The 21,303-nt window shown below is 65.5% G+C and carries 16 protein-coding genes and 3 pseudogenes; 12 read left to right on the top strand and 7 right to left on the bottom strand.

All coding sequences use genetic code 11. The features are described from left to right. Positions 1-102: 102 nt before the first annotated feature. Positions 103-1,716: an ABC transporter substrate-binding protein gene (locus tag AKN84_RS35985; RefSeq protein ID WP_050425181.1), complete on the bottom strand. Its 1,614-nt coding sequence runs from the start codon at positions 1,714-1,716 to the stop codon at positions 103-105. A gap of 432 nt (positions 1,717-2,148) precedes the next feature. On the opposite strand from AKN84_RS35985, the gene AKN84_RS35990 reads away from it, so the two are divergent. Beyond that, on the top strand, positions 2,149-2,448 hold the full coding sequence (locus tag AKN84_RS35990; protein WP_021077434.1) for an HU family DNA-binding protein: 300 nt from the start codon (positions 2,149-2,151) through the stop codon (positions 2,446-2,448). A gap of 185 nt (positions 2,449-2,633) precedes the next feature. On the opposite strand, the gene AKN84_RS35995 is transcribed toward AKN84_RS35990, so the two are convergent. Together AKN84_RS35995 and AKN84_RS36000 are read right to left on the bottom strand one after the other, a co-directional pair. Continuing rightward, complete coding sequence (locus AKN84_RS35995) at positions 2,634-3,413, bottom strand: SDR family oxidoreductase (protein ID WP_050425182.1); 780 nt, start codon at positions 3,411-3,413, stop codon at positions 2,634-2,636. A gap of 371 nt (positions 3,414-3,784) precedes the next feature. Beyond that, positions 3,785-4,771 carry an ABC transporter substrate-binding protein gene (locus AKN84_RS36000; protein ID WP_050425183.1) on the bottom strand — a complete coding sequence of 329 codons (987 nt, stop codon included), beginning with the start codon at positions 4,769-4,771 and terminating at the stop codon, positions 3,785-3,787. A gap of 475 nt (positions 4,772-5,246) precedes the next feature. On the opposite strand from AKN84_RS36000, the gene AKN84_RS36005 reads away from it, so the two are divergent. From AKN84_RS36005 to AKN84_RS36040, 8 genes and pseudogenes are all read left to right on the top strand, one after another. After that, positions 5,247-6,338: an ABC transporter substrate-binding protein gene (locus tag AKN84_RS36005; protein ID WP_050425184.1), complete on the top strand. Its 1,092-nt coding sequence runs from the start codon at positions 5,247-5,249 to the stop codon at positions 6,336-6,338. Then, entirely contained in the window at positions 6,316-7,332 is a 1,017-nt protein-coding gene (locus AKN84_RS36010) for an ABC transporter permease (protein ID WP_050425185.1), read from the top strand. Before AKN84_RS36005 ends, AKN84_RS36010 begins: the two co-directional genes overlap by 23 nt. Continuing rightward, positions 7,326-8,123, top strand: coding sequence for an ABC transporter ATP-binding protein (locus AKN84_RS36015; RefSeq protein ID WP_050425186.1), 798 nt, complete (start codon positions 7,326-7,328; stop codon positions 8,121-8,123). The genes AKN84_RS36010 and AKN84_RS36015 overlap by 7 nt, the downstream gene beginning before the upstream one ends. Next, the gene (locus AKN84_RS36020) at positions 8,117-9,289 is read left to right on the top strand and encodes an acyl-CoA dehydrogenase family protein (RefSeq protein WP_050425187.1); all 1,173 of its coding nucleotides are present in this window, start codon (positions 8,117-8,119) and stop codon (positions 9,287-9,289) included. Before AKN84_RS36015 ends, AKN84_RS36020 begins: the two co-directional genes overlap by 7 nt. Positions 9,290-9,322: 33 nt before the next feature. Continuing rightward, on the top strand, positions 9,323-10,417 hold the full coding sequence (locus AKN84_RS36025; RefSeq protein WP_050425188.1) for an LLM class flavin-dependent oxidoreductase: 1,095 nt from the start codon (positions 9,323-9,325) through the stop codon (positions 10,415-10,417). Further along, positions 10,414-11,354, top strand: a pseudogene (locus AKN84_RS36030) (ABC transporter substrate-binding protein). Before AKN84_RS36025 ends, AKN84_RS36030 begins: the two are co-directional and overlap by 4 nt. A 378-nt stretch (positions 11,355-11,732) precedes the next feature. Next, a complete protein-coding gene (locus tag AKN84_RS36035; protein WP_050425189.1) occupies positions 11,733-12,578 on the top strand; it encodes a CmcJ/NvfI family oxidoreductase in 846 nt (281 codons plus the stop codon). 131 nt (positions 12,579-12,709) lie between these two features. After that, positions 12,710-13,954 (top strand): MFS transporter, encoded by a 1,245-nt coding sequence (locus AKN84_RS36040; protein ID WP_050425190.1) that lies wholly within the window; start codon positions 12,710-12,712, stop codon positions 13,952-13,954. Between the two features lie 13 nt (positions 13,955-13,967). On the opposite strand, the gene AKN84_RS36045 is transcribed toward AKN84_RS36040, so the two are convergent. The 4 genes and pseudogenes from AKN84_RS36045 to AKN84_RS36060 form a co-directional block, all read right to left on the bottom strand. Then, positions 13,968-14,738, bottom strand: coding sequence for an anti-sigma factor family protein (locus AKN84_RS36045; RefSeq protein WP_050425191.1), 771 nt, complete (start codon positions 14,736-14,738; stop codon positions 13,968-13,970). Continuing rightward, positions 14,735-15,265 carry an RNA polymerase sigma factor gene (locus tag AKN84_RS36050; protein WP_050425192.1) on the bottom strand — a complete coding sequence of 177 codons (531 nt, stop codon included), beginning with the start codon at positions 15,263-15,265 and terminating at the stop codon, positions 14,735-14,737. The genes AKN84_RS36045 and AKN84_RS36050 overlap by 4 nt, the downstream gene beginning before the upstream one ends. Beyond that, positions 15,262-16,718, bottom strand: a pseudogene (locus AKN84_RS36055) (YncE family protein). Before AKN84_RS36055 ends, AKN84_RS36050 begins: the two are co-directional and overlap by 4 nt. 12 nt (positions 16,719-16,730) lie before the next feature. Further along, positions 16,731-17,207 (bottom strand): DUF305 domain-containing protein, encoded by a 477-nt coding sequence (locus AKN84_RS36060; RefSeq protein WP_050425193.1) that lies wholly within the window; start codon positions 17,205-17,207, stop codon positions 16,731-16,733. A gap of 385 nt (positions 17,208-17,592) precedes the next feature. Between AKN84_RS36060 and AKN84_RS36065 the strand changes: the two are divergent. The 3 genes and pseudogenes from AKN84_RS36065 to AKN84_RS36070 all read left to right on the top strand — a co-directional run. After that, positions 17,593-18,699, top strand: a pseudogene (locus AKN84_RS36065) (hydantoinase B/oxoprolinase family protein); the annotation flags it as partial. A gap of 41 nt (positions 18,700-18,740) precedes the next feature. Beyond that, on the top strand, positions 18,741-19,175 hold the full coding sequence (locus AKN84_RS50125) for a hydantoinase B/oxoprolinase family protein (RefSeq protein ID WP_283805564.1): 435 nt from the start codon (positions 18,741-18,743) through the stop codon (positions 19,173-19,175). Between the two features lie 6 nt (positions 19,176-19,181). Further along, positions 19,182-21,221, top strand: a complete 2,040-nt coding sequence (locus AKN84_RS36070; RefSeq protein WP_050425194.1) for a hydantoinase/oxoprolinase family protein — start codon at positions 19,182-19,184, stop codon at positions 21,219-21,221. Positions 21,222-21,303: the final 82 nt, after the last annotated feature.

The raw sequence follows: 21,303 nt of genomic DNA on the forward strand, positions 1-21,303 counted from the left end.
TCCGGGTGAGGGGGTACAGGTCTATTGATGAAGCACCACGGCGGAGAGAGCCCCTCACCCCAACCCTCTCCCCGCAAGAGCGGGGCGAGGGAGAGGACGACCTCATGCGGTCAGCCAAAGATCGTGCCAGCTCGCCGAGCCCCAGCGCGGCGTGTTGGAATGGTTGCGCGCCTTGGCCGTGATCACGGTGACGAAGATCTGCTCGATCGGCATCCAGACCGGCAGCTCGGTGTTCACCTCCTTGACGAAATCGGCATAGAGCGCCTTGCGCTTGAGCGGATCGACCTCGGTCGCGGCGTTGTCGATGGTGGCATCGACGGTCTTGTCCTCCCAGCCCCATTGGTTGGTCCAGGGCGCGCCCTTGGGCTGGCCGGAGCGGTACCACACCGTGGTCGAGACCGCGGGGTCGTTGCGATACTGGTGCCAGCCGGTCGCGAGATCGAAGGCGTGGTCGTCATAGACCTGCTTGAGGAAGCCGCCGCCGTCGTTGCGCACGATGTCGACCTGGATGCCGACTTCGCCGAGCGACTGCTGGATGAAGGTCGACCACAGCGAGATGTCCTCGCCCCACGGCGCCGGCAACAGCTTCAGCGCGAAGCGGTTGCCGCCTGACGCCTTGAAGCCGGCCTCGTCGAGCAGCGCGATCGCCTTGGCCTTGTCGTAAGGGTATTGCGGCGTATTCGGGCCGGGATAGAAGTCGGTCGAGGTCGAGGGGATCGGGCCGGTGCCGAGCTTGGCGAAATCGCCGAGGAAATTCTCGATGAAGAACGGCACGTTGATCGCATGCGCGATGGCGCGGCGGACGCGGATGTCGGACAATTCCTTGCGGCGGAAGTTGAACTCGATGGTGTTGGTGCGGGCGTTGCCCTCATTGCCCTTGGTCGAGACGATGAAGCGCTTGTCCTTGCCGAGCCGCGCCATGTCCGAGATCGTCAGCCCCGAGAACGGGCTGTAGTGCAATTCGCCAGCCTCCATCTGCGCGGCCGCGGCGGCGCGGTCGGTGATCACCTTCCAGACGATGCGGTCGAGATAGGGCGCGTTCGGCCGCCAGTAATCCGGGTTGCGGTCGGCGATGATGTATTGCCCGCGCTCATATTTGACGAATTTGAACGGGCCCGTGCCGACCGGCGCCAGATTGGTCGGGTTCTGCCTGATGTCGCCGCTCTCGTAGAGATGTTTTGCGGAGACATAGCCGAGGTCGGGCAGGGCCCGCAGCAGCAGGTTCAGCGGCATCGGCCGCTCGTAGCGGAAGATCGCGGTCTGCGGATCGGGCGTATCGACCGATGTCAGGAACAGCTGCAGCGTCGATCCGTAGTTGAGGATCTTCTTCCACATGTTCATCGCGGTGAAGGCGACGTCCTCCGAGGTGAACGGCTTGCCGTCGTGCCAGGTGATGCCCTTGCGCAGCTTGAAGGTGACGGTCTTGCCGTCCGGCGTCGCCTCCCAGCTCTCGGCCAGCACGCCGACCGGCTGTCCCTGGGCGTCGAGGTCGACCAGATTCTCCTGGATCTTGCCGCCGATGATGTAGACGCCGGTCGAGGCCTGGATGCTGGGGTTGAGCTGGCGCTGCTCGGCGCCGTAATGGACGTTGAACACGCCGCCCTTGCGCGGGGTCTCCTGCGCGAAGGCCCGCATCGGATTGATGACATTGGCTGCAATCGCGGCCGAGGTCAGAAGGGCCGTGCGGCGGTTGATCTCAAGGCGGCTCAAATCCATACGCGGGTCTCCAGCACTTACATAGAGGCTTGCATCGGGCGCCAGCCGATCGGCGTAGCACCCCTTCGCCAATGTTACCTTGGAAAGGGAACCCAAGTCATTTTCTAATGCCTCGGCCTTTTGGAGGATCATTTCCGAAACCTGAAGTGGCGCTTGGCAGCAGATCGCAACCCGAATTGTGCGCCGCGTTGTCGCGCCTCGGCGGTTGCGAGATGCGCAGGGTGATTCTCTAAGGGGGCCGTTTCGGGAGCCCCGAAGCCGCGCAAACCCTGTAATTTTAGGGGTCGGAAGGGCCTTGACTGGAAAAAACACTGGAAAAATCCCTGATTCGGGGGCTGTCCACAGCGATATTGCTGTGGGGAGTGCAGAAAACACTGTTTTTCTCGGCGTTTTCCGCCATATCGTGCCCACTCCAGAATCAATGGAGCAACCATGGCTACCCAACTGTCGAAGTCGCAAGTGATCGAGAAGATCGCGACCACCACCGAACTCTCCAAGCGCGACGTCAAGAACGTTTTGGACTCGCTCGTCGATGTCGGCCACAAGGAGCTGAAGAAGGCCGGGGTGTTCCTCGTCCCCGGCTTCGCGAAGTTCGTTGTGGTCAAGAAGCCTGCGACCAAGGCGCGCAAGGGCACCAACCCCTTCACCGGCGAAGAGATGATGTTCAAGGCCAAGCCGGCCCGCAAGATCGTCCGCGCTCGGCCGGTCAAGGCCGCCAAGGACGCGGTCTAAGAATAGAAGGCCTCCGGTGACGGAGGCCTTTTGCTTTTGGGCCGTTAGCCAGCCGCAGTAGGTTGCCTGCCCGCGAGAGTGTTCGAGCGAAATGGACACCGGCTCGCATGTGGAAACGCGCCGAAGCAAGCATCCGGAGCTCCGGTCCTGGTTGAGCCAGACCGGAGTTCTGGATCGCCGGTGTTCTAGACCACCGGCGATCGGCCACCATCGACATTGATGGCGGTGCCGGTGATGTAGGAGCCTTGCTCCGAGGCCAGGAAGCAGGCGAGGTTGGCGAATTCCTCCGCCGTGCCGATACGGCCGAGCGGCGTGCCCTTGGCAAGGCCCTTGGCGAATTCCTCGAAATCCCTGTTCGGCGCCTGGGCAGCATGCCGCTTGACCCATTGATCGCTCATGATCAGGCCGACCAGCAGCGCATTCACAAGGATATTGTGCTCGCCGCCTTCATTGGCCATCACCTTGGTCAGCGCCATGCCGGCCGCGCGCGACACCGAGGTCGGCGCCGAGTTGCCGGCCGGCGCCTTGGCGAAGGTGTTGAGCACGTTGATGATGCGGCCCCATTTGCGCTGCTTCATGCCCGGCCAGACCAGCCGGCTGAAGCGGATCGCGGCGAACAGTTTGAGGTCGAGATCGTCCTGCCAGGCCTCGTCGCTGATGCTCTCGAAGGCCAGCGTACGCGCCGTGCCGGCGTTGTTGACCAGCACGTCGATCCCGCCGAGGTCGGCGACGATCCGGTCATGGGCCTTGGCGATGTCCGCGGCCTTCGCGACGTCGCAGACGTAATCCCGCACCACGAGGCCGTCCTTGGCGAGCGCCTCGCGCGCCGCTGCGAGGTCGGCTGCGCCGCGGGCGAGGATCGCGACCTTGGCGCCGGATTCGGCAAACCGCCGCGCCACGGCGATCCCGATGCCCTTGCTGCCGCCGGTGACCACCGCGACGCGGTCTTTCATCGATATGTTCATTGTTGTTCTCTCCGATGGATCAAGGTCCCGGAGAGACGCTATCAAACCGACAGCGCGACCAACAAGGTCATGCAGAGCAGGTGTGCCGTGACGATTAATGCGAGATGGAGCGGGCCGGACATCGGAGGTCTCCAGAGTGGTGCGGTGTGAGGCACTTTGTTAGGTGAGCACGTCGCTCGGCTCCCTCTCCCGCTTGCGGGGGAGGGTTGGGGTGAGGGGCTCTCTCCGCGAGTCATATCGTCGAGAGAGCCCCCACCCGCCGCGCGCTAAGCGCGCGTCGGCCTCCCCCGCAAGCGGGAGAGGCGAAGGGAGTCTGTGGACACCGACGTCATACGCGTCCTGTTTTTCAAAGGGAGGTGTGCGCGCGCTGCCTAGTTCAAACTCGCGCTTGCCGTAAAGCTGCGGTCGACGGCCTTGCCGACATCCAGTGTCTTGCCGAGGATGCCGTAGCGGGTGGCGCGGTCGGAGGCGGCCTGCACTTCCTTCACCACGGCCTCGTCGATCGCGATCGGTGAGGTCTTCTGCGCGGTGTAGGCGGCGAGCAGCACGTCCTCCGGCAGCTTGGTGAGCTCGGCGGTGCTCCTGGCATATTCCGCGAGATGGTCGAGCGACCACAGCCGCGCCTTGTTGAGCCGCTGCACCAGGTCCTGCACCGCCGCGCGCTTGGTCGCGATCGCATTGTCGGAGGCGACGATGAAGGTGACGGTCGGCGTCAGGCCCTCGCCGTCGGCGACGACTCGCGCCTTGTCCTTCAGCGTCGCGAAGGAGACGTAAGGCTCCCACACCGCCCAGGCGTCGATCGAGCCGGCCACGAGCGCGATCTTGGCGTCGACCGGGCCGAGCGGCGCGAAGGTCGCGTCCTCGATCTTGTTGCCGGCCTTCTCCAGCGTCGCGTCGATCAGGAACTGGCCCCAGCCGCCGCGGGTGCCCGCGAGACGCTTGCCCTTCAGGTCGGCCGCGGTCCTGATCGGCGAATCCGCGCGCACCAGGATTGCCTGCGTCTTCGGATCGGCGCGCGTGCCGCCGATCGCCTTGATCGGTGCGCCCGCGGCGTAGACCGACAGAAAGGCGAGGTCGCCGGTGTAGCCGACATCGAGTGCGCCGGCGTTGAGCGCCTCGAGGATCGGCGCCGCGGCCGGGAATTCCGACCATTCGATCTTGTAGGGCAGGTCTTTCGCGAAGCCGGAGATCTCGAGCAACGAGCGGTTACCGCCCTTCTGGTCGCCGACGCGCAGCACGATCGCATCAGCCGCGAACGCCGCCGCCGATGTCGAGAGTGTGATCGCAGCCGCAATCAGCGCAGCCGCGGTGCGGCGGGTGAAGCGATGGAGAGAGCCCGAGCGGGCGAGTTTGCGCATATGCATTTTCTTTCTGATTCATTCGCTGCCCGGCGGAAGGCGCGGCAGCGTTCGATCAAGTCTATGAGCAAGCCGTTCGCCGTCAACGAAACGGAAAACTGAAATCAGTCTGCGCGCAGCAAGGATGATCTCGCCGAACCGTCGTGCGTAGAAGACATCGCGCGAGCGGCCGGCATTCGCTTAAATTTGGTGCAATCGATGCCGCGACGTTGCGCGTCTGCGTCGCAACGCCAGCAAAAATCCTTTCATCGTCGCGTGCTGCGATCGTGGAGAGATCAGCTGTCGCGTCGACAACATTCGAAATTCCATTTCATTGACGGTGAACCTGCCGCGCCGCATCATTTGCGTGTTGCTTTGAACGCAATAGCGCCGGAGAAATCCGCTTTTTTCTGAACCATGAGCTTCGAACGACGGGGCGTGCAGACGGTGAGGTTTTGCACGCGGGGCGGAGCCTTGCCGAAATGCAGGAGTGAAAATGTCGACCAACAAGAAGACGGTGATGGATCGCCGCACCTTGCTGCGCGCGGGTGCCGCCGCGGCGTTTGCCGCGCCGATCGGGGCCTACAGCGCGCAGGCCTTCGCGCCGAAAGCGATCACGCCAGCGATCGACTTCTCCGAATTCCCGGTCTGCAAGACCGCCTCCGACGCGCCGCCGCTGACGGGCGCGCCGCGCAAGCTGAAACTGTCCTGGAATGCCGGCGCGGTCTGTCTCGCGCCGCTGCCGGTCGCGATCGACCATGGCTTCTTCCAGAAGCAGAACCTCGACGTCGAGCTCGTCAACTATTCCGGCTCGACCGACCAGCTGCTGGAGGCGATCGCCACCGGCAAGAGCGACGCCGGACTCGGCATGGCGCTGCGCTGGCTGAAGCCACTCGAGCAGGGCTTTGACGTCAAGATCGCGGCCGGCACCCATGGCGGCTGCATGCGGGTGTTGACCCGCACCAACTCCGGCATAGGCAAGCTCGCCGACCTCAAGGGCAAGATCGTCGCGGTCGGCGATCTCGCAGGGCCCGACAAGAACTTCTTCTCGATCCAGCTCTCCAAGCTCGGCATCGACCCGGTCAAGGATGTCGACTGGCGCGCCTATCCCGGCAATCTGCTCAACGTCGCGGTCGAGAAGGGCGAGGTGCAGGCCTTTCTGTCGTCGGATCCGCTGGCCTATCTCTGGCTGAAGGACGCGCAGTACAGGGAGGTCGCCTCCAATCTCGATGGCGAGTACCGCGACAAGAGCTGCTGCATCGTCGGCCTGCGCGGCAGCCTGGTGCGCGAAGAACCGCACGTCGCGCGCGCCATCACCCAGGCGCTGCTCGACGCCGCGATGTTCACCTCGCAGAACCCGGACAAGGCGGCAAGATCGTTCCAGCCCTATGCGCCGAAGGCGGCGAGCCTCGCCGATCTCGAGGCGATGGCGCGCTACCACACCCATCACCATCATCCGACCGGCGAGGTGCTTAAGCGCGAGCTGAAGGGCTACGCCGACGACCTGAAATCGGTGCAGGTGTTCAAGCAGAGCACGGATACTACCAAATTCGCGGAGCGGATCTATGTCGACGTATTCAGTGTCTGACGCGACGGCGGCCGCCGCGCCGCGCGCCGCGATCACGTTCGCGGACCTTTCCGGCAGCTATGGTGTCGGGCTCGCGGCGAGCCTCGCCTGGCTCGCGTTCGGGCTGTCATGCCTCTATTGGCCCGATGTCGGCGACTGGTCGCGGACCGGATCGCTCGGCATCGGCGCCATCGTCATCGCGGCCTTCATCCTGTTCGGCACCTTCAGCGCGGACTATCTCGGCAACGCCGGGCAGGCGCTGCGCAAGCGCGCGCCGTGGCTGGTGGCGTTCGGCGCCTTCGTGACGCTGTGGGAAGTCGCCACCGCGAAGTTCGCCTGGCTGCCGCTGCCGTTCTTCCCGCCGCCGCAGGCGATCCTCGAGGTCTACACCGACGATCTGCCGAAACTGCTCGACAGCGTGTTCGCCTCGATCAAGCTGCAGCTCGGCGGCTACGTCATCGGCGCGACGGTCGGCTTCATCACCGGCGTCTCGATCGGCTGGTCGCAGAAGATCGGCTACTGGGTGCATCCGGTGCTGCGCTTCATCGGCCCGCTGCCGGCCACCGCCTGGCTGCCGATCGCCTTCTTCACCTTCCCGTCGAGCTGGAGCGCCTCGACCTTCCTGATCGCGCTCGCCACCGGCTTCCCGGTGACCGTGCTGACTTGGTCGGGCGTCGCGAGCGTCAGCAGCGCCTATTACGACGTCGCGCGTACGCTCGGCGCCAGGCCGTCATTCCTGGTGCTGAAGGTCGCGATCCCCGCGGCGCTGCCGCATGTGTTCGTCGGCCTATTCATGGGGCTCGGTTCGTCGTTTGCCGTGCTCGTGGTCGCCGAGATGATCGGCGTCAAGGCCGGGCTCGGCTGGTACCTGCAATGGGCGCAGGGCTGGGCCGCCTATGCCAACATGTACGCGGCGCTGATCGTGATGTCGCTGCTCTGCTCCGGCGCGATCACGCTGCTGTTCCGCACCCGCGACCGCCTGCTGGTCTGGCAGAAGGGTGTCGTCAAATGGTAGTGCAATCCACGGCCGAGGCGATCACCTATCCGGCGGTCGGCGCCGAACTCGACATCGAAGGCGTCAGCCATGCCTTCGACATCGATGGCGCCACGCTGCCTGTGCTCGACAATGTGAACCTTTCGATCGCGCCGGGCGAGTTCGTCGCGCTGCTCGGCCCGTCCGGCTGCGGCAAGTCGACCCTGCTGCGGCTGGTCGCGGGGCTGGAGAAGCCGCGCGCCGGCTCGCTACGCGAGGACGAAGCCCGCATCACCGGCCCGCATCCGTCGCGCGTCGTCGTGTTCCAGGATCCGACGCTGTTTCCCTGGCGCACGGTCTGGGACAATGTCGCGCTCGGACTGGAGGCGCAGGGCATCCTGAAGGCGCAGCGGCATCGGGTCGATGCCGTGATCGAGCTGGTCGGCCTGTCCTCGTTCCGCAATGCCTATCCGCATCAGCTTTCCGGCGGTATGGCGCAGCGCGTGGCGCTGGCGCGCGCACTGGTCAACGATCCGAAGATCCTGGTGCTCGACGAGCCGCTCGGCAAGCTTGACTCGCTGACGCGGATCGCGATGCAATCCGAGCTCGTGGCGCTGTGGCAGCGCAAGGGTTTTACCACGCTGCTCGTCACCCACGATGTCGAGGAGGCGCTGGTGCTTGCCAACCGCGTCATCGTGCTGTCCGATCGGCCGGCGCGGATCAAGGCCGACATTGCGGTCGGGCGGCCATACCCGCGGCATCGCGGCGATCCTTATCTCGCCGAGCTGCGCAAGCAGATCCTCGGCCTGCTTGGGCTGGAGGCGACGTGGTGACATCTGCGGCCAAGGAGCTGCCACCGGCTAACGAGCCGGAGCACATCGCGCGCGCCCTGCGGCTCGCCGAGGTGTTTGCGGCGCGTGCACCTGCACATGATCGCGACGCCAGCTTTCCCTTTGAGAATTTCGCCGATCTGTCGCGCGACGGCCTGCTGGCGCTGACCGTGCCCGCTGCGCTCGGCGGCGGCGGGGCGGGTGCCCGCGAGGCGACGCGCGTGCTCGGCATCATCGGCAAGGCCGACCCATCGACCGCGCTGGTGCTGTCAATGCATTATATCCAGCACCTTGTGATGGCACGCAGCACCCGTTGGCCGGCACGTCTTTCGCGCAAGCTTGCGAAGGAGACGGTCGAGGGCGTGGCACTGATCAATGCGCTGCGTGTCGAGCCTGAGCTTGGTTCGCCCGCGCGCGGCGGCCTGCCGGCGACGACAGCGCGCCGCACCGAGACCGGCTGGCGGCTGACCGGCCGCAAGATCTATTCGACCGGGGCGCCGATCCTGAAATGGTACGCGGTCTGGGCGAAGACCGACGAGCAGGACGCCCGTGTCGGACAATTTCTGGTTCCGGCCGGATTACCGGGCACGCGGATCGAGGAAACCTGGGATCATCTCGGCCTGCGCGCCAGCGGCAGCCACACCGTGGTCTTCGACGACGTGGTGTTTCCGCTGGACTACGAGATCGACGTCCGCAGGCCCGACGACTGGAAGGTTCCTGACGTCACCCAGGCGACCGTGCATGCGGTGTTCGTCGCCGCGATCTATGACGGCATCGCACGCGCCGCCCGCGACTGGCTGGTCAAATTCCTGAAGGAGAGGGTGCCCGCCAATCTCGGCGCACCGCTGGCGACGTTGCCACGGATGCAGGAGGTCGTCGGCGGGATCGAGGCGCGCCTTGCCGTCAATGCCCGCCTGATCGACAGTTTCGCCGCCGATTTCGATAACGGCTTCCCGCCCTCCGCGATCGAGTCTAACATCATCAAGCTGACGGTGACCAATAACGCCGCGGCAGTGGTGGAGGATGCCTTGTCGCTGACCAGCAATCACGGCCTGTCGCGAACCAATCCGCTGGAGCGGCATTACCGCGACGTGCTGTGCGGCCGCGTCCATACCCCGCAAGACGATGCCACCCGAGTCTCCGCCGGACGCTTCGCGCTGGGCGTCTGAAAACAACAGCCAACAACAACGGAGTTCCCAATCATGCCGGTCGAGTTCATCGGCTTCATCACCAACAACAATGCCTCCGAGACCATCGTCCGCACAGGGCCGGTGCTCGATCCGCCCTATATCGAGACGGTCGCCAAGGCGCATGAGCTCGCCGGCTTCGATCGCGCGCTGCTCGCGTTCCACTCGACGACGCCGGATGCATTGCAGGTCGCACAGCATGTGCTCACGATTACCAAGCAGCTGAAAGTGATGATCGCGCAGCGGCCGGGCTTCACCGCGCCGACGCTGCTGGCGCGCCAGCTCGCGACGCTGGATCAGTTCTATGGCGGCCGGGTCTCGCTGCACGTCATCACCGGCGGCAACGCCATCGAGCTACGCCAGGACGGCAACACGCTCGACGACAAGGACGAGCGCTACGCCCGCACCAGCGAATTCCTCGACGTGGTGCGGCTGGAATGGACCAGCGAGAAGCCGTTCAACTACACCGGCAAGTATTACAACGTCGAGAACGGCTTCTCGCAGGTGAAGCCGTTGCAGAAGGGCGGCATCTACACCTTCGTCGGCGGCGGCTCGGACGCCGCGGTCGAGGTCGCGGGCAAGCACGCCGATACTTTTGCGCTGTGGGGGGAATCCTACGCCCAGGTGCGCGACGTCACTGCGCGGGTGCGCGCCGCTGCGGCGAAGCACGGCCGGCCGACGCCGCGCTTCAGCTTGTCGGTGCGGCCGATCCTGGCCGACACCGAGGAGAAGGCGTGGGCGAAGGCTGAGCATATCCTCGAGCGCGCCACGGCTTTGCAGGACCAGACCGGTTACCGCCGGCCCAATCACGCGACCGATGGCGCCAAGCGGCTCCTCGCGCTGGCGGATCAAGGCACCCGGATCGACAAGCGGCTGTGGACCGAGATCGCAAAACTCACCGGTGCCAACAGCAACACCACGGCGCTGGTCGGCACGCCCGAGCAGGTCGCCGAGGTGTTTGCCGATTATTACAACCTCGGCGTCAGCCACTTCCTGATCCGCGGCTTTGATCCGCTGGTCGATGCGATCGACTATGGCCGTGAGCTGATCCCGTTGACGCGCAAGCTGATCGCCGCGCGCGATCAGCAGCGGGGGATCGCCGCCGAATGATCCGTCTCATTGTCGCGGCAGCGTTTGCGCTCGCCGCCATCGACGCGCCTTCGCGCAGCCCACGCTGCGCGTCGGCGACCAGAAGGGCAATTCGCAGGCCGTGATGGAAGCGGCCGGCGTGCTCAAGGACGTTCCATACAAGATCGAATGGAAGGAGTTCGCCGCGGCGGCGCCGCTGCTGGAGGCGCTCGGGGCGGGTGCGATCGACACCGGCCTGGTCGGCGACGCGCCGTTCACCTTCGCGGCCGCGGCGAAAATTCCGGTCAAGGCGATCGCGGCCGTGCGGCAGTCACGCGACGGGCTTGCGGTCGTGGTGCCGGAAAATTCCGCGATCAAAAGCTTCGACGATTTGCGCGGCAAGAAGATCGCAACCGGCCGCGGCTCGATCGGCCATCAGCTGATCCTGGCGGCGCTGGAATCCAGGGGTTGGCAGGCCAGCGACGTGCAGATCGTGTTCCTCGCGCCGTCGGACGCGAAGGTCGCCTACACGCAAGGTGCTGTCGACGCCTGGTCGACCTGGGAGCCTTATGTGAGCCAGGAAGAGGTGCTGTTCAAGTCGCGCCGCGTCATCACGGCCGACGGCATCACGCCCGGCCTCGGCTTCCAGGTTGCGACGCCGGACGCGATCAAGGCCAAGCGCGCCGAACTGGAGGATTTCGTGCGGCGGCTGGCGGCCGCGCGCGCGTGGTCGCAGAACAATGTCGAGGGTTATGCTGCGACCTGGGGCAAATTGATGAACATCCCGCCCGCGGTGCCGCTGAACTGGCTGACGCGGGCAAAAATCCGCATCGCGCCGATCGACGACGGCGTGGTCGCCGACGAGCAGAAGACCATCGATCTCTACGACCGCTGGGGCTTGATCCGCCAGAAGATCAACGCCGCCGATATCGTCGACCGCTCGTTCGCGGCGGCCGTAGAGAAGGGCGCGGGGTTGTAGAGCGCGACGGCATAGGCGGCCGGCGCTGCAATTGCACCAAACATCAGCGTCGTCCTGGCGAAAGCCAGGACCCATTACCCCAATCGTCTGCTTCTTGGACGACGCTGGGGCCGCTATCCCGCTCATCATCAAATTCGGTGGTTATGGGTCCTGGCTTTCGCCAGGACGACGGGCGTGGAGAGGACGCGCCAATTTTCATCACGCTAACGAATCCGTGATCACCAAAACATCCATTTGTCCCACGGCAGCCGCGCGGCAAGGATTTTCCTCACGTCGTGCATTCTGGAATGGCAACATTGCTATTTTCGTCATCCCCTTGCCGTGCCCTCCCGCGCCGCCAAAATCAAAAGCACGAACAATCGAGTCCGGGAGATCACCATGGGCCTTCAAGAAACTCGCATCGAGTCGCTGCCGTTTGTGACTGCTGAGCTGAACTACCTCGCGCCGACGCCGGGTAAGCCCCGGACCTACGCTTTCGACCCCCCGCCCGGCGAACCCAAATCCACCGCGCTGCCCGAACCCCACAACGTTCCGATCTTTGACGGGCGCCTGATCGCCGACAGCTTCTCGCTCGACCGCGAGGGCTTTGCGCTGGTCAAGCATCCGACCGTCGTGAAGGACTATTACGACGACAACGAAGTCCGCAACGTCTACTACCCGGCCGTCGAAGCCTTCCTCAAGGCGACGCTGAAGGCCGATCGCGTCTTCATCTTCGACCACACCGTGCGCAGGCGCGTCGAGGGTGCGGCTGACATCCGCGGCGGCGGTCCGCGCCAGCCCGCGACCCGCGTCCATGTCGACCAGACCGCTGCCTCCGGCCATAACCGTGTGTTCGAGCATCTGCCCGACGAGGCCGAGCAGCTCGTCAAGGGCCGCGTCCAGGTGATCAATCTGTGGCGCCCGATCCGCGGTCCGCTGCGCGATTCACCGCTCGCGATGGCCGACGGCACCACGATCGCGCCGGAGGATCTGATCGCTTCGGATCTGATCTATCCGAACCGCAGCGGCGAGACCTATTCGGTGAAGTACAATCCGAACCATCGCTGGTTCTACATTCCCGAGATGACGCCGGACGAGGCGATCCTGCTGAAATGCTACGACTCGGCGACCGACGGCCGGACGCGGTTTGGGCCGCACACGGCGTTCGTCGATCCGACCACGCCGGCCGATGCCGCGCCGCGCGAGAGCATCGAGCTGCGGACGCTGGTGTTCCATAAGCAGTAGTCGCGAAACAGGTGCGCTCCCTCTCCCGCTTGCGGTAGAGGGAAGTACCGAAATTGCTGTGCCTCAAATCTTGGCACCATCAGCCCAATAATGTTACGCCCTCCCCAAGATGCTTGGGGAATAGGCGATTCATGGACGGCGTGGTGACGAAAGGAGAGGCGGGGATCGGGTTCCGCGCCCTGGTTCTTGCACTTCTGGCATTGGCCTCGGGCCACATGCTGTCGACGCTGCTGCGGACTATCCCGGCGATCAGCCTCGACCTGATGGCGCGTGACTTCGGCACCTCGCCGCAGGCGCTGGCGAGCCTCACCTCGATCTATCATTTCTCCTTTGCCGCTTCGCAAATCCCGGTCGGCGCCGCGATGGACCGGTTTGGCGTGCGGCCAGTGTCGCTGAGCCTGCTCGCCGGTACCGTGGTCGGGACGCTGGTCTCGGCGGTTGCGACGGGGCCTGCGAGCTTCGTGCTCGGACAATTGATGCTCGGTGTCGCCACCTCGGGCATGCTGATGTGCCCGATGACGCTCGCCGCCAAGCAGATGTCGGCGGCGAAGTTCGGCCTGTGGTCCGGCCTGATCCTCTCGATCGGCAATATCGGCATGCTGTTGTCGGCGAGCCCGCTGGCCTTCGTGGTCGATCAGTTCGGCTGGCGCGCCGGTTTCTGGGTCTCGGCCGGCTTCGGTATTGCGGTGCTGATCGCGGTGTTCGCGCTGGTGCCGCGGCAGCCGGCGGCGCATGCGGATGATTCCTCGCCGCTGCACCAGATGGCCGAGGTGCTGCGGCTCGGCCTGTCGCGCGGCCTGCGCGGGCTGATCGCGCTGTCGCTGGTGTCGCTCGGCGCATCGCTGACCTTGCGCGGCTTGTGGGGCGGGCCGTGGCTGATGGATGTGAAGGGGCTCAGCCGCATCGAGGCCGGCAACGTGCTCGGCCTGTTCACGCTGGCGATGATCGTCGGCCCGGCCTGCATCGGCGCCTTCGATCGCAAGTTCGGGCATCGTCGCACCATGGTGGCGGCAACCCATGCCATCGCCGCACTGCTGCTGGTAGCGATGGCGGCCGGCGCGCCGCACTTCCCGGTCTCGAACCTGTTCGGCGTTGCCGTGATGCCGACGCAATATGACCTGGTGCTGCTGATCCTGATCGGGCTCGCGACGTCGGCGCAGCCGCTGATCTACGGCATGACGCGGCAGCTCGTCGACGCGCAGAATACCGGCAAGGCGCTGTCGTCGGTCAATCTCGCGTTCTTCCTCGGCGCGGCGCTGCTGCAATCCAGCACCGCCGGCGTCGCGGCGCTGTTCGGGCTGCCCGCAGTGCTGTTGTTCATCGCCGCCGCGCTGGCGATCGGGATCGTGCTGTTCTGGGCTTACACCAAGCCTTAGTGCGTGGCTCCGATCAGATCGTCTGCGCCTGCTTGCGGATCTCGTTGGCGAGCGGCTTGAGCTGCTCGGCTGCGCCCGGTCCCACGACGCTATAGCCCATTCCGCCATCGGCCCAGGAAAAGCCGGCGAAGTCGCTGCCCGAATGCGGCGCCATCGGCGCATTTTGATCCGTGGTCATCGGACGCGTGAGGACCACGAGTCGCTCGCCGTGATCGTCGTCATACATGAACATCGCCGCCGGACCATGCGCGGTCGGCACCACGCGTCCGCCCATCAAACGATACCCCGACTTCGTCAGATCCGGCAGCTTGACCGGCTGTCGCAACCTGTTCGAGACCCACTGCACAAGCTCGTTGCTGTCGCGCAGCTCGACCGGCCGGGTCCGATCGGAGGCGTACACGTGATAGGAATCGCTTGCCTCCTGGGCCAGTGCTGCAAGCCCGCCTGCCGGCGCCTCGCTCGCGCCACGGATTGACCAGCCACTGATACCGCCGATTGCAAGCATCAGCATCGCCGCGATCGCCCAGCGGAACGACGATGCCGACGAGCGGCGGCGTTTGCTCTCGATGATCCTGGACAGATTGAGCTGCGGCGGCAGCGGCTCCTCCGCAATCGGTGCCAGCGCCGAGCGCAGCAGGCTGCGCTGATCCGAAAAGGACGCGACGCGCTTTGCCACATCCGGATGGCTCTCCAGATAGGCGGCGACCTCGGCCTGACGCTCCGGCTCGAGCGCGTGATCGACATAGGCGTGCAGATCGTCTTCCGAGATCGGACGATTGCTCATGGCTTGCTCCGCAACTGCACGACATTCCTCTGCTGGTGATCCGCGGGCCTTTCGAGCTCTTGCTGTAATCTCTCACGTGCCCGCGACAGGCGCGACATCACGGTGCCGACGGGAATGTTGAGCACCTTGGCGGCCTCCGCATAGCTCAGGTCCTCGACGGCGACGAGCAGCAGCACGGCGCGCTGCTCGTCGGGAAGTCTTGCCAGTTTCGCGAGCACGTCCTGATACATCAATTTCTGTTCCTGATCGGCATTTTGTCCGATCTCGTGCTCGCCTGCCTCATCGATGGCGACGTGCTGGATGCGCGCGGACACGCTGCGGAACTGGTTGACGGCAAGGTTGTGCAGGATGGCAAACAGCCACGACTTCGGGCTGCCGGTGTCGCGCCGCTGGTCCCAATGACTGACGGCGCGCTCCAGGCAGTCCTGCACCAGATCGTCGGCGGCCGCGCGGTTGCGGACCAGCGAGCGCGCGTAGCGGCGCAGCGCTGGAATCATCGGCTCGATCTGGTGCAGCATGTCGCTCATGGCGTCTGGACCTGCACGGCCGTGCCGAGTTTCGACGGCTCACCGGGCGCAATCACCAAACAGCGCCGTTCGGCCTTTGCCGAGCTTTGCACGATCTGCCGGATCGGGCCAGTCACGTTGACGATCGCGGAGCCCGCGGGGTTGGTCGTGAAAGCGGCGAGGGGCTGTGCCGTGCCGGTGCCATCGGCCCTGTCGGTCAATGCCAGCACATAATGCTGCTTCGGCTCGAGGCCGGTGACGGAGGCCTGCAGAACCTGGATCAATCCCTGGTCGAACAGCGAGACGCTGGTCGGCGGCTTGTCGCCCTTGGTTTCCTTCTTCGGCGCAAGCGCGAGATGGGCGACCTGGCCGGCAACGCCGAGCGCTTGCAGGTTCTGGCGATCATCGGGATTCGGGGCTGCGTTCGGCACATAGGCGATCGCCTGCGGCGCCTGGCCGATCGGGATGTTGGCGATCACCTTGTTGGTCGCGGTGTCGATCGCGGCCAGCGCGTCGGCATTCTCGAGACCGACATAGATCCGCGTGCCGTCGCCCGACGGCCAGACGCCGTGCGGCAGGTTGCCGACCGGAATGGTCGCGACTTGCGAGAAGTCGTCGGTGCGGAACACCTTGACCTCGTTGGTCCCACCAATCGTGATGTAGGCGAAAGTGCCCTTCGCCGTCCTGGCGAAATTGACATGGTTGGTGATCGGGCCGGTGTCGATGGTCTTGATCGGATTGAACGGCGGCTTGGCGTTGAACACCTGGGTCTTGCCGGTGTCCTTCAGCGTGAACCACACCTGCTCGCCATCAGGCGAGGCCGCGATGTTCGGGCAGAACGGGCTCTCCTGCTTCACCTTGGCGACGATCTGGCGATCGGCCACCGAGACCACGTCGGTCTCCGGATTGAACGACGAGCAGATGTAGCCGTATTTGCCATCGGGCGAGAAGATCTGCATGCCCGGCCCCGGCGGCACCTCGATGCGCGTGGTTTCCTTGAAGCTCTGCGCATCGATGACAGAGATGTAGTTCTCGCCGCGCACCGTGACCCAGACCTCCTTGCCGTCGGGCGTGAAGAAGGCTCGTGCGGCGACCGTCCGACATAGGTGACGTGCTTGACCGCGCTGGTCGCGGTGTCGATGAAGGTCACCGAGTTCGAGCCGATCGAGACCACCGCGAGGGTGTGGCGATCGGGCGAATAGCCCATGCCGTGGACCAGCACCTGGCCCTTGTAGAGCGGGCTGAAATTGCCGGGCTGCGGGTCGCCGAGCCTGATCACGCCGAGCAGCTTGTTGTCGACGGGATCGGTGACCGACACGGTGTTCGAGAACTGCTCGGCCGCATAGACGCGATCATGATGGCTGACCGGAATATCGGGTGATGCGGCGGTGCCCGGCGCCTGGCCGGCGAAGGCGGAAGTCGACAGCACGATCATGCTGGTGGCCAGCAGGGTTGTCAGGAATTGGCGGTTCATCGCGTCGTGCTCCTACTTCTTCATCTCGTGGGACATGTTCATGTGGTCGTGCGTGGTTGGTGCCGCTGGAGCGGGCTGCGTCGGCGCCGGCGCGGATGGCGTGACCGGCTGGCCGATCGCGAGTTTCATCGCGTCGATCTCCTGCTGCTGCTCGACGATGATCTCCTGCGCGATGCGGCGCAGCTGTTCGTTCTTGCCGTAGCGGAGCTCGATCACGGCCATGTCGATCGCGCCCTGGTGATGCGGCGTCATCATCGCGACGAAATCGCGGTCGATGTCGCCGCTCGGCTTGGCCGCCATGTCGGCCATCATCTTGTTCATCGCGGCATCGTTCTCGGCGAGGAACGCGCTTTCCTCCGCCGTCGGCGCATTCTGGGCCGGCTGATGGGCCTCGTGCGCGAGCACAACCGGAGAGGCGGCAAGAGCAACCAGGACGCGCACGCCGAGCAGCGCGGCGCCAAGGCCAGGTTTGAAGAAACGCAGGATCATCGGTTCACCCCGGAGGCTGTCGGAACGGGTTGTCGGAGAAGGTCTCCGCGAACCGGCCGTGACCGGTCCACGCATGCTATTCCGTTGGAAAATTCAGTTGGCTTGCGTGGGTGGGACGCAATGGCGCGTCTTCTATTCCGCGGCGAAACCAAGAATCCTTGCCGATCACGACTTGCTGATCGATGGAATCATCGGACGCAATGGGAGGGCCGGTTTGCGATCACGACACCTCTGGCTATAGGATGGAACCCGACGTTTCCCGCTGTCCAGTACAACATCACCAATCAGCGCAACCCCCTGCGCCAACAAGGCAAAGATGTCCGCCAAGATCGATCCGATCACCCGTTCCGTCGTCCAGCACCGCCTGTCGTCGATCGTCAAGGAGATGGGCGAAGCCATGCTTCGCACCTCCTATTCGCAGATCCTCAATTCCAGCCGCGATTTTTCGCTGGCGATCTGCGACACCAGCGGGCGGCTGATCGCGCAGGCCGATCACATTCCGGTGCATGTCGGCGCCCTGCCATGGGCGACGCTGGCGGTCGAGGAACGCTTCAAGGATGTCGCGCCCGGCGACGTCATCCTGCTCAACGATCCCTACCAGGGCGGCAGCCACCTGCCTGACCTCACCGCCTTCGTGCCGGTGTTCGACGGGGGCAAGCGATTGCTCTGGACCATCGTGCGCGCGCATCAGAGCGACATCGGCGGCGCCACCCACGGCGCCTACAATCCTGCCGCCACCGAGATCTATCAGGAAGGCATCCGGATTCCGCCGATCAAGCTTTATGAGGCCGGCAAGCCGCGCGAGGATTTGCTCGACCTGCTGGCCTTGAACATCCGCAACCCCCGCGAATTCCGCGGCGACCTCGCCGCGATGCTCGGCGCCGCGCATCTAGGCGAGCGCCGCGTCGCAAAGCTGTTCAGTGAGTTCGGTGCGGAAACAGTCGAGGCTGCGATCGAGGCGATTCTCGATGCCACCGAGCAGCAGACTCGCGCTGTGGTGTCCTCCTGGAAGGACGGCGTGTTCTACGGCGAAGCGTTGCTCGACGACGACGGCCACGGCCGCACCGACATCAAGATCGCCGCCAAGGTGACCAAGAAGGGCAGCGACATCGAGGTCGATCTCACCGGCTCGGATCCGCAGTCCACCAGCTTCGTCAACTCGTCGCATGCCAACATGCAGGCCGCGGTGGCGATGGCGTTTGCCTATCTGATCGACGCCGACATCCCGAAGAACACCGGCGCGCTGCGGCCGCTCAAGGTGGTGGCGAAGCAGGGCACCATCGTGTGGGCCGATCCCGGCCGCCCCGTCACGCTGTGCACCAGCCATCCCTCGAACGAGATCGTCGAAGCCATCATCAAGGCGATGTCGGCGTCGTGCCCGGATCGCGTGATGGGCGGTTGGGGCCGCAGATTCCGCATCGCGATCCAGGGCGAGGATCCGCGCAACGGGCGCAATTTCATCTGGCACATGTTCCAGGCGCGGCCGGGTGGCGGCGCCTCGATCGGTGGCGACGGCTATTCCTCGATCGGGGAATGGCACACCGTCGGCGGCCTCAAGTTCGGCAGCATCGAGGTCGCGAGGTGCGCTTTCCGCTGCATTTCCGCCAGCACGAGTTCCGGCCGGATTCCGGCGGCGACGGCCAGCATCGGGGCGGCCTCGGCGTGGCACTCGACATGGTGCTGGAGACGCAAAAGCCCGCCAAGGGCAACACCGCCGGCGACGGCGCGCGGCACGGCCCGTGCGGCATGCTCGGCGGCATGGACGGCGAGCCGCATCACTATCGCCTCTTGTCGGAAGGCCGCGATCCGCGCGTGCTCAAGACCAAGGAGGTCGGCATCGAGCTGCGCCCCGGCGACTGCCTCGAGATCCGCTCGTCCGGTGGCGGCGGCTGGGGTCCGCCCGAGAAGCGGTCGGCGGAAGCGCGGGCGCGCGACGCTGAGCAGGGTCTGGTTTCGAAGGCGGTGTAGGCAAGCATGTACACGATTGGAGTCGACGTCGGCGGCACCTACACCGACCTGGTTGCAACTGACAAAACCGGGCGCACGGTTTTCGCGAAATCACCGTCCACGCCGGCCGATCAGTCGGTCGGGGTGATGGCGGGACTGGAAGAGCTGGCGCGGCGTCTCGGCGTCACGCGCGCGGCGATGCTGGCTGCGACCGATCGGCTGGTGCACGGCACGACGGTTGCGACCAATGCGCTGCTGGAGCGCAAGGGCGCCAAAGTCGCTCTGCTCACCACCGAGGGGCATCGCGACGTCGTCGAGATGCGCGAAGGGCTGAAGCCGGATCGCTACGATCTGCGCACGCCGCCGCCCGAGCCGCTGGTGCCGCGCGAGCGCCGCTTCGGCGTGCGCGAGCGGCTGAAGGCCGACGGCAGCGCCGCGGTGGCGCTGGATGCCACAGCGCTCGGCGAGGTCATCGCCGAGGTGAAACGGTCAGGCGCGAACTCCATCGCGGTCTGCTTCCTGCACGCCTATCTCAACCCGGTGCATGAGCTCGCGGCGGTCGAGCAGCTCGCCAAGGAGCTGCCCGATGTCAGCGTGTCGCGCTCCAGCGACGTGCTGCCGCAGATCAAGGAATATGAGCGCGTCTCGACCACGATCGTGAACGCCTATGTCGAGCCGACGGTGCGGCGCTATCTGACCAATCTGGAGCGCAGCCTCACCGAGGCCGGCTTCAAAGGCTCGCTGTTCGTCGTGCTGTCGCATGGCGGCATGGCGCCGGTGGAGGAAGCCTCGCGGCTCGCCGCGGGCACCGTGCTGTCGGGCCCGGCGGGCGGCATCTCCGGCAGCCGCCGTTGCGCCGAGATGCTCGGGATTCCCGATCTTGTGCCGTTCGACATGGGCGGCACCTCGACCGACATCTCGCTGATCGCGGATGGCGAGGCGTCGCTGTCGGCCGACGGCATGCTCGCCGGCCAGCGCATCGCGCTGCGCAGCCTCGATATCGCGAGCATCGCCGCCGGCGGCGGCTCGATCGCAAGCGTCGATGGCAGCCGCACGCTTCGGGTTGGGCCGGAGAGCGCGGGCTCGGTGCCGGGCCCGGCCTGCTACGGCAATGGCGGCACCGCGGCCACCGTCACCGACGCCAATGTCGTGCTCGGCTATCTCGATGCCGCGGCCTTCATGGGGGGCGCACGGCCGCTCGATCGTGCGGCGTCGGACGCGGCCGTCGACCGCATCGCCAAAGCACTCGAGCTGTCGCGGATCGAGGCTGCCGCGGGCATCTACAAGATGATCAATCTGAAGATGGCCGACGGCATCCGCCTGATGACGCTGCGCCGCGGCGTCGATCCCAGAAAATTCGCGCTGCTCAGCTTCGGCGGCGCTGCCGGCATGCATGCGGCCGAGGTGGCGCGCGAGCTCGAGATCAAGCGCATCATCGTGCCGACGGTGGCCTCCGTGCTGTCGGCCTGGGGCATGCTCACCAGCGATCTGCGCTACGAGGTCAGCCGCACCCATTACGGCACCGGCCGGATCTCCGCCGACGAGGTGCGGGCATTGTTCGCAGCGCTGGAAGAGCAGGCCGCCGGCCGGTTGCGCGACTGGTTCAAGGGTGACATCGCGATCGAGCGCTCGGCCGAGATGCGCTATGGCGAGCAGGTGTTCGAGATCGACGTGCCGCTCGGCGACCTCGATCTCGGCGCTGCTGATCTCGTCGCGCGGATCGAGGAGCGCTTCCATCGCCGCCACGAGGAGCTCTACACCTATGCCTCGCGCGGGCAGGAGGTCGTGTTCGTCAACGCCCGTGTCGCCGCGGTCGGCAAGATTGCGCGCGGCAGCAGCGATGCCGGAATGGCCGGCTCGGCTGCGCCCTGCGCACCGTGCGGCAAGCGGCAGGCCTGGCTCGGGGCCTGGCGCGAGGTGCCGGTCTATGCCCTCGACGATCTCAAGCCGGGGCAATCTCTGGTCGGTCCGGCTGTGATCGAGGCCGAAACCACCACGGTTCTGGTCGATGACGGCGACCGCGTCACGGTCAATCCGCTGGGCTGGCTCGACATAACATTGCGCTGATCGCCGCGTGGGACCTGCGCTCCCTCTCCCGCTTGCGGGGGAGGGTTGGGGTGGGGGCTTCTCCACAATGGTAAGCTCGTGG

This window comes from Bradyrhizobium tropiciagri, assembly GCF_001189845.1.
Classification (GTDB): Bacteria; Pseudomonadota; Alphaproteobacteria; order Rhizobiales; family Xanthobacteraceae; genus Bradyrhizobium; species Bradyrhizobium tropiciagri.

Excerpts from the sequence above, each read along its gene's own strand:
- AKN84_RS35985 (WP_050425181.1), bottom strand. The coding sequence starts at position 1,716 with ATGGATTTGAGCCGCCTTGAGATCAACCGCCGCACGGCCCTTCTGACC.
- AKN84_RS35990 (WP_021077434.1), top strand. The coding sequence starts at position 2,149 with ATGGCTACCCAACTGTCGAAGTCGCAAGTGATCGAGAAGATCGCGACC.
- AKN84_RS35995 (WP_050425182.1), bottom strand. The coding sequence starts at position 3,413 with ATGAACATATCGATGAAAGACCGCGTCGCGGTGGTCACCGGCGGCAGC.
- AKN84_RS36000 (WP_050425183.1), bottom strand. The coding sequence starts at position 4,771 with ATGCGCAAACTCGCCCGCTCGGGCTCTCTCCATCGCTTCACCCGCCGC.
- AKN84_RS36005 (WP_050425184.1), top strand. The coding sequence starts at position 5,247 with ATGTCGACCAACAAGAAGACGGTGATGGATCGCCGCACCTTGCTGCGC.
- AKN84_RS36010 (WP_050425185.1), top strand. The coding sequence starts at position 6,316 with ATGTCGACGTATTCAGTGTCTGACGCGACGGCGGCCGCCGCGCCGCGC.
- AKN84_RS36015 (WP_050425186.1), top strand. The coding sequence starts at position 7,326 with ATGGTAGTGCAATCCACGGCCGAGGCGATCACCTATCCGGCGGTCGGC.
- AKN84_RS36025 (WP_050425188.1), top strand. The coding sequence starts at position 9,323 with ATGCCGGTCGAGTTCATCGGCTTCATCACCAACAACAATGCCTCCGAG.
- AKN84_RS36035 (WP_050425189.1), top strand. The coding sequence starts at position 11,733 with ATGGGCCTTCAAGAAACTCGCATCGAGTCGCTGCCGTTTGTGACTGCT.
- AKN84_RS36040 (WP_050425190.1), top strand. The coding sequence starts at position 12,710 with ATGGACGGCGTGGTGACGAAAGGAGAGGCGGGGATCGGGTTCCGCGCC.
- AKN84_RS36045 (WP_050425191.1), bottom strand. The coding sequence starts at position 14,738 with ATGAGCAATCGTCCGATCTCGGAAGACGATCTGCACGCCTATGTCGAT.
- AKN84_RS36050 (WP_050425192.1), bottom strand. The coding sequence starts at position 15,265 with ATGAGCGACATGCTGCACCAGATCGAGCCGATGATTCCAGCGCTGCGC.
- AKN84_RS36060 (WP_050425193.1), bottom strand. The coding sequence starts at position 17,207 with ATGATCCTGCGTTTCTTCAAACCTGGCCTTGGCGCCGCGCTGCTCGGC.
- AKN84_RS50125 (WP_283805564.1), top strand. The coding sequence starts at position 18,741 with ATGGCACACCGTCGGCGGCCTCAAGTTCGGCAGCATCGAGGTCGCGAG.
- AKN84_RS36070 (WP_050425194.1), top strand. The coding sequence starts at position 19,182 with ATGTACACGATTGGAGTCGACGTCGGCGGCACCTACACCGACCTGGTT.